We start from the raw sequence: 10,117 nt of genomic DNA, 5'->3' as shown, positions 1-10,117 counted from the left end.
AGCCTCCTCCCTGCGTGCGAATGCACGAGAGTATTCAAAATGCAATGCCACGCACATCGAGTAGATACTCTTTGTGGTTAGTGTAAATTTGGTCAGATCTTAATTAAAAGGTTTCGAATTTATTTCGTCGAAATCGGATTATATAAAGCCCGATTTAAAATTCGGGGCCTGATTCAGGATTATTGACTCATGTGGAGTTGTGTTAATGAAAATTAAGTTGTGTTGAGATCAACCTGCCCTGCGCCGGGTTCCCCGGCACCGGTGGGCGGCCCGGGAATGGCGTTTTGTCCGTCGCATGCTCCTCTGGTCAGGTGTATGGGAGGCCGTTTTGCCGTCTCTATATCCGGGATCACTGTGCGATTCTGTTGTGATGAGGGTGCCGGGAAAGGTTCTGCTGCCGGAACGGTATATTGTGAAAACAAGGAAAAAACCCCACAATGCCTTTTCCGGGATGCACGGTGTATTCTGCAGTTCTCCTCTCCTCCCGGGTCCGGCTGGGCGAAGGTGACTGAACCCCAGGCACGGTTGCACCGTTTTTTCTCTCTGCAGCTCCCCCATGGCATGCCCGGTCCGCCATCCGTTTCCCGCAAAAGGATGAACCGGGTGATACCCTCCCTGTGAGGGAGGTGTGCGGCATCCCCCGGTTCCCTGTTGCCGTTATGGCTGGATGGCGTGAGACATTGTGGTTACTCTATATGTAATAAAATATGTTATATATTTGTCTGTTTGATTTTTGAAGCAAATATAAAAGGGTGATTGCAGGGGGAGATCCCCCTGCTTTGTTTTTTTCCCCGGGCCTACTTCGGGCTCCCGCCCCGCTCTTCCATGTGGTCGAGGACCCGGTCCCAGATAACGAGGATTCCCGGGATGATCACGTACGCGAGCAGCCCGGTGCCGAGGAACGCCCCGGTGAGGATGAGTTCGTTGTCCATGATCCCGCCTCACGCAAGCGCGGCTACGCCGTCTGCCCAGGTTTCGATCCGGGTGCGGATCGCGTCGTCCTCGTAGGACGAGATGGTGACCTGCTGCCGGGAGATGTTCACCTGGTAGAGCTCGCCATTCGGGTCGTGGCACTTCAGGGTGGCCGAGAAGTTGTCGGCATCCGTGGTGTGGATCGGGGTGCCGCCGTGGGCCGTGTTGTTGGCGGTGTTGGCAATCACTGCTGCGATGCCGTCGTTGTACCCGGCAATCGTGCTGTACCCATCAGAGGATCTTCCGACAACACTTGCGTCGCTGTCCTGGTACATGAACCTGGCCGTGTAATTCTCCTTTGTTTTCTCTACGGGCGGGTGGTTTTTGCCCCTGCTCATATACGATACACACCCGAACGGGTTGTTCAGGATGACGGACTGGACGATCGTGTTGAACGCGCTGATGTCCGCAATCGGGTCCGCAAGTTTGCGGACCGCACTCTTCACATTGGTGTTTTGCATGAAGTCTGCCATGTTCTTTCTCCTTGTTCTCTTGTTTTTGTCGCGGGGCGCCCTTTGACATTACAGCATGGGACGGCGGGATATAACGGATAATTTGCGGGGGTGGGTTCGGGGCTATCTGGAGGTCGTTTCAGTGAATCGGGCTGCACTGGCGCTGCGGAATTGGTACGGTGCGGGGAAAAAGAGAAATGGGAATCGTGAAAAAATTACGATCAGGGTGCCGGTGGTTCCGGCAGGTCCCACGCGGGAATGAGACCTCCTGGCAGGACATCGTAATATTTCCAGCCGCTATTGCGGGAGTAGGCCAGCAGGATCTTCCGGAACTGGGCCTGCGTTCCCATGGCCCGGAGGTTCTGGATTTTCGAGCCGTACTGGCGGGTCAAGGTTGCGGCGTCCAGGTCCGGCGCCCGGGAACTGATGACCTGGACGAGCAGGACACAATCCCTGCGGATGGCTATGATATCGACCGGGATGCAGGAGCAGATGATCCGGGCGGGCTGGTATTTCCAGTCCTCAAAGAGCCGGAGGGCCCGGTGCACGATCCCGGCCGATCTCAGATAGCTGCTGATGACTTCTTCGGCATCGCGTTCCCTGCTCCCGCTGAGGCCGGGAGCCGGCTCATCCCCTTCCGTGTCGTGGGGGATACCCGGCCATGTACTTACTGAGTGTCCGGTGGTCAGATTCCGGTGTTCAATCGCGGTTCCTGGTGCGGGAAGGCTGGTCCCGCTTTCCGCCGGGGACCGGCACGCTGCCTCCCCGGCTGTTTTATGAATCCTGTTTTTCTGTTGCATGGTATCATAAGTCTCTCTCCGATAACGGGACATTTGCAACAGCATCCGCTCGCCGTTCCAGGTCTTCCTGACGGTGCCGGTGACCCGGCCCGGCGGGTTCCTGCCGAATGGATTGTGTAGGATCGCCCCCGTGCCAGTCATGCCGGCATCCGGTACTGAAACCGGTTCGCGGCCGGTGTTGCAGTCACCTTCCCAACGTTTCCGTTACGGGATGGTCTCTTCTGCTGTACCGCCCACAATGCTTCCGTGGTTGTTTGTCTTCATCGGGTACTGGACTTTCTGAGGCATTGTGATTATTTTAAGAAGATCATATCAAGATTTAAATATATATGATGATATTGGTTAGGAGAATGGGGATGGATGTGGCTCCTCCCACTGCCAAGGGGATCATTTTGTTGACGTCAACAAAATGGTCTGAAATTGCATTATCTGAGGTTTGGCACGATTCTTTGGCTTTTTCGATGACGTTTGTGAAGGTCCGCCACTCGGTATATCCCAGGATGGTCTGAAATTTGCGGAGGGCTTCGATGCGGTGGGGGACACGATGGTGCTACGCTATTTCATGTTAAGTCCGACGATCATCTGGGAGATGCGCCGGTACGATCCTGCACCGCTTGCACCTGTGGAGAAGGTGCTGCTCTGAAAATGTGCGTGAGCGGGATTATCCGACGAATTCCCCACGGAACGCTGTGGCAAAAGGCTATTGAAGAGAAGAATACAAACATCATCATTACTATGGCATCCAGAGCAGCCGTGCAAACCGGATCCCGGAGCAGGAAAGGCTGTGAGTACGATCCACAACGGATCACCGCAACCGGTGAAAAACCTGCCGGCGTCCAGGAGTCTGCCGGAGGTCCTCTTAAGAATGAAAAAATTGAATCATTACTCACCGATATTGTCCACCGGCTTGACCGCATTGAGGAGAAGATCGATGAGAATGTCTATCCCCCGGAATCGGCGATCAAACCGGATCTTATCCGGGAGCTGAAAAAAGCCCATGCCGATGTCAAAAAAGGCAAGGGAAAAACGTATGAGTCCGTTGATGATTTTTTTAAGGAAATTGAGGCATGACCTACCGGGTTGTCATTGCTCCCGAGCTGGCCTCGACCTGCATGAAGCTCCGGGTGAAGAGTCCTGCACGGTACGAGCAACTCAAGAAGAAGATACAGTTCCTTGTTGAAAACCCGGAATCGGGTAAGCCTCTCCATCCCCCGCTCAAGGGCCAGTGGCGGGTTCACATTGGACATTTTGTCCTGTTTTACGTGATTGATGCAAAGGAAAACGCAATTGTTTTCTTACAATTCCTTCATCACGATGAGGCGTATAATTAGGGATCATTCTGATCTCTTTTCACGCCACCCGTTCCCAAGTAAATGCCCACTGCATAAGCCCCTCGATCTGCCGACCCGATGCCACCTGCTGCTCACGAATCCGCTCCACCTCTTGTACGAAATGGGCGGATTGCTGCTGTTGAAAATAATCAATTTACATAGTGTTTAAGATAACATCCATTCAATCCACCTATTAGAAGTATGGATGAATGGGGATTTTTCGGATTAAGTATCGGGACTATTGCAAACCTTGCTGTTGCTGGGGCCACACTATGCATGGTTTTTTACACTTACAAGGCCGTGAAATCATCTGAATGCCAAATCACAATTAATCAGAAAGAAAAAGAACGCCCCGTGGTGTTAGAATTTATTAATTCCCAGTTAAATCGGATTCAAGATGATATCTGGAGTGAGATTGAAATAATCAAGCAAAATGCGGTAAGTTGGCAAAAGAATTACCCGATAAAAGATCGTGACTATGCTGCACTCGTATTTCCACTCCCTTATCAAAAAGAATTCTACATTCAATTTGGAGAAGTATCCATTCCATGGTTTTTACGGTCAAATCGGACAATTATCAGTCAAGTAAAAAATATCTCAAATCTGTTGGAAAAACGTCATGAAATTTACAATCTCATGGAAAAAAATATGGAGGCATTAACTAAAGAAGGCAATGATGCAATTTTTAATCAAATAATTAAATCGAACTTTCAATCAAATTCAGATGATCCAGACTTCTTTGATTCATTCTATTTTGATCCAATTGCCGTTCCAGAAAGTGGGCAAGTTCTTTTTGTAATCCGGAGTCCTCTTCCCTCAATGAGTAATATTAAATCAATATCGGAAAACAATCTTATTGATGATGTAAAAAGTCTGATAACGGTCTCCCTATTTAAAAATAATACGTATTCCGATTGGAGGTTGTCGAAGAGATCGTTTCTTTTCGAAGTGTTTCCCGTTCTAAATAAAGTTAAATCACTTTTACAAAAAACGGATCAGGAAAAGATCACGAACTCGAAAAAGATTATTGATAATCAAATATTGGTGCTTAAAAAGATTGATTCCGATATTTTGAGTGAGATATCTCAAATCAAGAAAATTCTTCAGGAATCTTATTGGTTTACGAGTCTGGAACTTAATAAAATTTAATTGAGACCTAAAATTGCACACCGGATTCTCCTTTAAACGCCCTCGCCCTCAGCCCCTCGCACAACCCCCCGATCTATTTTCCCAATGCCACCTGCTGCTCACGAGTCCGCTCCACCCCTTCCACGATACGGGCGAACCGCTGCTGGAGGATGCACCATGAAGGTTGCGAAAAACACATCTGACTAAATCCATTGCATGCCCCCCCCTCCCAGCCACCCAAATGCCAGGGGGGTCCCCTCAATGTAAAAAACAACGAGGGGGGTGGTCCCCGCGAGACCCCCCGGCCTCAAACGTGAGTAACGCACCTTTTCGCGCACCCGTCCACGCTGCATTTCGCGTGGAACCCCCGGCGTGAATCCCTGTTCCCGCCCGCTACCCGAAAATGAGTAGGGAAGTCCGCCGGGTCCGACCGGGTGGGGGGGTCTCCCGCATACCTCCCCCCTGCTGGGGGAGGGGGGTCCGGTTGGTTTTGAAAAAAATGTGAGGGGGGGTAGGCCGGGGACCCCCCCCTCTTTTTCCCGGATCGCGACCGGTGCTCCCGGGCAATGGATGTGAGTGGCGCCCTCACTCTGAAAACTATACCATTAAGTGGGGACACGGAACACATTCAATTGGATCGATCTATGGCAGTCAAATCCAGAAAACAACCAAACGAGTCAGACGCTCCGGAATCCCCCTGCGGGAGCAATTGTCCGGATTTTGAGGAAAAGATCTGTCCCGGCGAGGACAGCGGGTGTGCCATCTACTGGCGGTTTACCCAGGGCCTCAAATAAAAAACGGGAACCTGCACCCCGGTCCCCCGCATGAAACAACCGGACCCGGCCGGGTGCTCCCGTCCGGAAAATAACGGTTTTTATCGGTCCGGTAATTACCGGGCGATCATCATCATCCTGCACCACCGGCTCATCATCGATGTGATTCCGTCCGAAGAAAAAAGAGCCGCATGGATGGGCTTGTGAAGAGGGATACCGGGCCGCTTTTTTGTCCTGTGCCCGGAGTCCCGGCGCCGCTCACTTCTCCACGATAGCCCGCATCAGCGCCATCACGCCGGGCTTGGACGGTTTCTTTGGCGCCGGCATCCCGAACCCGCCCATCCCCGGCATCGGGGCCTCGAACATCTCCTTGTTCAATCGCTCGTTGAGCTCATCGAAGATCCGCTTGTAGGCCGTACAGTGGGGGTCTACCCCGTCGAGCGCTCCTCCCGAGGGGGCAATCGCGTTGTACGGGCATCCCCCCCGGCAGTACCGGATGTGCGCACAGTCCTTGCAGGCCGTATTCACGTATTCCGCAAACGCCGTCATCCTCCGGCCGGGTCCGGACTGCATCAGCTGCTCCATCGTCGGACGGTCCCGCACGTTCGCCATCACCCACTCGGGCATCCCCACGAAGCGGTAACAGGGATAGATGCTCCCGTCGGGTCCCACGGCAAACGTGCTCCCCATGCAGTCCACGTACGTGCAGACCGATCCCCGCCGGGTAAAGACGCACCGGCAGAGATCGTTGATGTTCATCACTTCAACGCTCCCGATATTGTCGAGCGCCTTGTCGAGCAGGAAGACCAGCAGCTCCCCGTACTCGGCCGGCTCAAGCGCCCACTCCTTCGGGTTCTCGGAGCGGAGCGATGGCAGGGCCGGGTGGAGTTTTAAGACGAACCCTTTCTCCTTGAAGAACCTGAAGATCTCCTCCCGGTGCTTCACTGACTTGTTCGTAAACGTGCAGATGAACCGCACCGAAAGACCGGCAGATTTTGCTACCTCGTATCCCTTCATCGTCTTTGCGAAGTACCCGTCTCCCCTCTGGGAATCCGTGATCTCCTCCGGGCCGTCAATGGAGGAGCCGATAGGGACATGGTATTCCGCAAGCACCCCGGCAATCTCCGGAGTCATCCGCCAGAGATTGGTCTGCATCGCAAATTCCGGGGTAAGGTCCGCGAGTTCTCCCGCGAGCAGCGGCAGTGCCTCCCGGTAAAAGTCAGCCCCGGCAAGCAGGGGTTCTCCCCCATGGAACGTGAACGTCACCCGGTCCTTCCGGAAATCCTTAAGCCACGCAACAACCTCCTTCACGGTCCCGATGCTCATGACAGGCGACCCCTCCTCCGAACTCCAGCAGTACTTGCACCTGCCGGGGCAGCCCAGCGTCGGGATGATCATGATGTGGAAGGGGTTCTTCATCGTACTTTTTCTGTTTCTCCTGTCAGGGTAAGAGGATTACGAAACAGCAAATCCGGAAATCAGGCTGTGTAAAACCAAAACGGTAGTTGATCGGAAGAAGCAGGTGAAAAAAGAAAAAAAAATTTTGTGGGGGATGTGCTTACCTTGCGGGGATGATCAGTGAGCGCTCGCCGGCTGGCATGAACTCACGGATTGCACCACGTGCAAACTCGCGGCGGGGTTCGGAGAAGTCGAACTTGAGCGACGGGTCTGCGAAACAGATCTTAATGAGCGGGGACAGGGTCCAGGCATCCTGGCGTCCATAGTGGGCGGCAGCGGAAATTGCTGCATATTCTCCCTGGTGTCCGACGTTCATTGCGTAGTTGGGGTAGTTTGGTCCACGGAGTTCGCCGATACAGCCTTCGTCGGGTCTGATCGACATTGAGTTCGCGGAACCGCACTGGTCCTGCAGGTCGTAGCCGAAGAAGCCGAGACGTGACCAGCCTTCCTTGTGGGCGAGCATGGACATGTACCAGCCGTTCAGGCCAGCATTCGAGTTTGCAGTAGCGAGTGAACAGGAGATACCTGATGCTGCTGCAAGGACGGATGCACGCTGTGAACCGCCGAAGTGGCTCTCGAGGGTGGTGGGGTACTGTTCGTACTGTTCCATACCGTAGAGGGTAACTTCAGTTGCAATGTCGTTGACAACTTCCTGGGTCTGCTTTGCCTTGCCGAGACCGCCGTGCTTGGACTTGATGTAGTCAAGACCATAGTAGCAGTAGTCATCGAGGATGTTGTCGGTGTATGCAGCGGTTGCATACTGGGTGAATCCGACACCACCGGACATGTAAGATCCGAGCCAGATCTGGTCGAAGAGCATTGCACCTGCACCGACGACTTCAAGGGTTGCCTTGACGGGGTCGTTGGGGTACTTGCGGTCTCCCTGGATCATGTCTGCGAAGTGACCGAACTTGATGCCACCTGGCTCGTTCGGGCCACGTGCACGGCGGGCGGGCAGGATGTCTGCCATCTGGATAACACCGGCGTGCTTTGCTGCGAATGCGAGGTCAGCGACTGCTGCTTCGCCTGCGCACATGTGGTATGCACCGATGAAGGACATACCGATCTGCATTGCAGACCAGCGGGAGGTGGTTCCACCGTCGCAGGTCCTGCTGACGGTCGTGGGGATGTGCACTGCCTGGAACATCGACTTGCCAACAGCTGCCTTTAAGGCTGCTGCGGACTTTGCCGGGAAGAGCTTGTCGAGGTTGAGGAGGAACTGGGGCTCGATGTCATCTGCCATCTCGTCGTCGCCAGTGAAGATCTTCACGTAACAGTCGTCGACAAGGGACGGGTGGGTCTCGACCATGTGTTCCTGAACAACTGCGCCGCCTGGCATTGCGTGGTTCAGCACGTGGAGGTACTCGTTGATGGTCTCAGGGGTAACTTCCTTGCCGAGACGCTTCTGGAGGGTGTTGTGGGCGAGGTCAAGACCTACGATGATGGTCCTGCGGATGTCGTCCCACATCTGCTGCATTGCAGCGTTGTTGACGAAGTGGAGGTCGTCGCCTTCTACAAAGACGTTGGTTCCGCTGACTTCGTAGGTCATCAGCTGGCGCTGACCGAGCGGGATACCACCGAGGTGGCAGCGCTTGGGGTCGTAGCCGGAGATACCGCGGTCCATCTCGACCTTTTTGCCGGCCTTCATGAACTCGACTTTGCGGGGGGACTGCTCAAGACCTTCGCGTCCGAAGACGGTTGAGGTTGCCTGGGGGTCCTCTGCAAACTTCTCCTTCATTGCCTTGAGGAAGAGCTTCTGGGTTCTCTCGATTTTTGCTGCTTTTGCCATAATTATGCCTCCTTGGGCATGAAGCCGTATTTCACACGGAGCGAGTGGATGCGCTGGATGTATTCGATTGCTTCTGCATCGTCACGGTAGGCAGTTCCGACAAGCGAGTGGTAGATGGTGGTGTTTGCCTTGAGCCACTTGCTGTCCATGGGCTTGCCGACCTTGACTTCTGCGTCGAGGGGCTCTCCGATCTGGTTCTTGACGTACTTGACAACGCCGGCCTTCTTGTCGAGGACACAGCGCTGGAGCATGTCGAACATCATACCGTTCTCATCGAGACGGAGGGAGTGGCCGTGCACAGTTGCACCACGGATACCGCAGAGTGCGGGGTCGAAGAGCTCGGTGTTGACGAGGTCCTTGGCGTATTTCTCAAGGTCTCTCTCACGGCACTCGATGATCTGACGGCCGGACAGGGTACCTGGGTCGATACCGCGGAAGCGGTATGCCTCGAGGTATGACCTGAGGTAGGGCTGGCAGGGTGCATTGTACATTGAGTCTGCAAACTGGATGTAACGGACGCGGTCGCCGGCCTTTGCGCCGTCGGTCGGGGTCACGATCTTGCGGACCGGGCAGGCTGGTTCCTGCTGCTCGGAGAGCGGGGGGTGTGCACTCTTGTAGGCTGAGCCGGGTGCACGGTGTCCCATGATCAGGACAATGTCCTTGTCGGTAATGTCCCGAAGCTTCGAGAGCTTGTGTGCCGGGTCCATCTGCTTGCGCCTGTTGTCGGCAACAATGCTCTGGCCTGCACAGTACTGGGGTTTGTATGCCATTTTTTTATCACTCCAATAATTGCTTCTTTTTCAAGAGTTTCATGACTGACGAAATAACTTCTGCCATCTTTTCACGCGTGGGGGTCTGACCCCGGGTTACACCGCTCACAATGGACATGACCGTACCTTTGGTGCGGATCTTATCTTCAGGCGGCATCACTACCGATGTCTTCACGCCCTCCCGTGCGAAATCCTCATAATCCACCGGGGACTGGGAAACCACGATTGCCTTCACATCACAAGCCTGAAGGATAAAACGGACCTTGTGCACCACGTGGGAACGTACATTCCCGTGGTGGAGGATGGCAACCTTGTGTTTCTCAATCTGCACGATCTCCTTCGGAGTAAGCCCAAAATAAGCGCCGAGGACAGAGCCACCGATCTTCGGTGCGTCCGGCGGTACGCCACTTCCGGCATTCAGTACCAGCGTGCTGATACTGTATTCAACGCCCTGTTGTCGCAGACCTGAGGTGATATCGCACACCGGTTTTGTCACGTGGCGGCGTCCGGGAGACATCCCGACCACAATGACATCCGGGTACCGGCATTCGGAGATGGTACCACGCTGGGCGATACCGCCTCCTTTACCCATGCCCATCGCCTCGCGGCAGTCAACAACCTGGGTTACTCGTCCAATCGGCATG

General features: G+C 54.1%; 12 protein-coding genes. 5 read left to right on the top strand and 7 right to left on the bottom strand.

Going from position 1 to position 10,117, the window contains the following annotated elements; translation table 11 throughout:
* Positions 1-797: 797 nt before the first annotated feature.
* From WC598_RS13750 to WC598_RS13740, 3 genes are all read right to left on the bottom strand, one after another.
* Complete coding sequence (locus WC598_RS13750) at positions 798-932, bottom strand: hypothetical protein (RefSeq protein ID WP_372962078.1); 135 nt, start codon at positions 930-932, stop codon at positions 798-800.
* Positions 933-941: 9 nt separating this feature from the next.
* The gene (locus tag WC598_RS13745) at positions 942-1,445 is read right to left on the bottom strand and encodes a hypothetical protein (protein ID WP_372962077.1); all 504 of its coding nucleotides are present in this window, start codon (positions 1,443-1,445) and stop codon (positions 942-944) included.
* 200 nt (positions 1,446-1,645) lie between these two features.
* Entirely contained in the window at positions 1,646-2,224 is a 579-nt protein-coding gene (locus WC598_RS13740; RefSeq protein WP_372962076.1) for a hypothetical protein, read from the bottom strand.
* Positions 2,225-2,959: 735 nt separating this feature from the next.
* Here WC598_RS13740 and WC598_RS13735 point away from each other — a divergent pair.
* The 5 genes from WC598_RS13735 to WC598_RS13715 all read left to right on the top strand — a co-directional run bounded on the left by WC598_RS13735 (position 2,960) and on the right by WC598_RS13715 (position 5,663).
* The gene (locus WC598_RS13735; protein ID WP_372962075.1) at positions 2,960-3,295 is read left to right on the top strand and encodes a hypothetical protein; all 336 of its coding nucleotides are present in this window, start codon (positions 2,960-2,962) and stop codon (positions 3,293-3,295) included.
* A complete protein-coding gene (locus WC598_RS13730; protein ID WP_372962074.1) occupies positions 3,292-3,555 on the top strand; it encodes a type II toxin-antitoxin system RelE/ParE family toxin in 264 nt (87 codons plus the stop codon). The genes WC598_RS13735 and WC598_RS13730 overlap by 4 nt, the downstream gene beginning before the upstream one ends.
* 201 nt (positions 3,556-3,756) lie before the next feature.
* The gene (locus tag WC598_RS13725) at positions 3,757-4,704 is read left to right on the top strand and encodes a hypothetical protein (protein WP_372962073.1); all 948 of its coding nucleotides are present in this window, start codon (positions 3,757-3,759) and stop codon (positions 4,702-4,704) included.
* Between the two features lie 623 nt (positions 4,705-5,327).
* Positions 5,328-5,477: a hypothetical protein gene (locus tag WC598_RS13720; protein ID WP_372962072.1), complete on the top strand. Its 150-nt coding sequence runs from the start codon at positions 5,328-5,330 to the stop codon at positions 5,475-5,477.
* Positions 5,478-5,507: 30 nt separating this feature from the next.
* Positions 5,508-5,663 carry a hypothetical protein gene (locus WC598_RS13715; protein ID WP_372962071.1) on the top strand — a complete coding sequence of 52 codons (156 nt, stop codon included), beginning with the start codon at positions 5,508-5,510 and terminating at the stop codon, positions 5,661-5,663.
* 51 nt (positions 5,664-5,714) lie between these two features.
* Here the strand turns inward: WC598_RS13715 and WC598_RS13710 are convergent, their stop codons facing one another.
* The 4 genes from WC598_RS13710 to mcrC all read right to left on the bottom strand — a co-directional run bounded on the left by WC598_RS13710 (position 5,715) and on the right by mcrC (position 10,116).
* Entirely contained in the window at positions 5,715-6,875 is a 1,161-nt protein-coding gene (locus WC598_RS13710) for a TIGR04083 family peptide-modifying radical SAM enzyme (protein WP_372962070.1), read from the bottom strand.
* Positions 6,876-7,014: 139 nt separating this feature from the next.
* The gene (mcrA, locus tag WC598_RS13705) at positions 7,015-8,703 is read right to left on the bottom strand and encodes a coenzyme-B sulfoethylthiotransferase subunit alpha (RefSeq protein WP_372962069.1); all 1,689 of its coding nucleotides are present in this window, start codon (positions 8,701-8,703) and stop codon (positions 7,015-7,017) included.
* A gap of 2 nt (positions 8,704-8,705) precedes the next feature.
* Positions 8,706-9,473, bottom strand: coding sequence for a coenzyme-B sulfoethylthiotransferase subunit gamma (mcrG, locus tag WC598_RS13700; protein WP_372962068.1), 768 nt, complete (start codon positions 9,471-9,473; stop codon positions 8,706-8,708).
* 7 nt (positions 9,474-9,480) lie between these two features.
* A complete protein-coding gene (gene mcrC / locus WC598_RS13695; RefSeq protein WP_372962067.1) occupies positions 9,481-10,116 on the bottom strand; it encodes a methyl-coenzyme M reductase I operon protein C in 636 nt (211 codons plus the stop codon).
* Position 10,117 lies beyond the last annotated feature (1 nt).

Origin of the sequence: Methanoregula sp. (assembly GCF_041645475.1) — an archaeon.
GTDB lineage: Archaea > Halobacteriota > Methanomicrobia > Methanomicrobiales > Methanospirillaceae > Methanoregula.
Note: the sequence above shows the minus strand (reverse complement) of the source record. Positions and strands in the feature narration are given on the sequence as shown.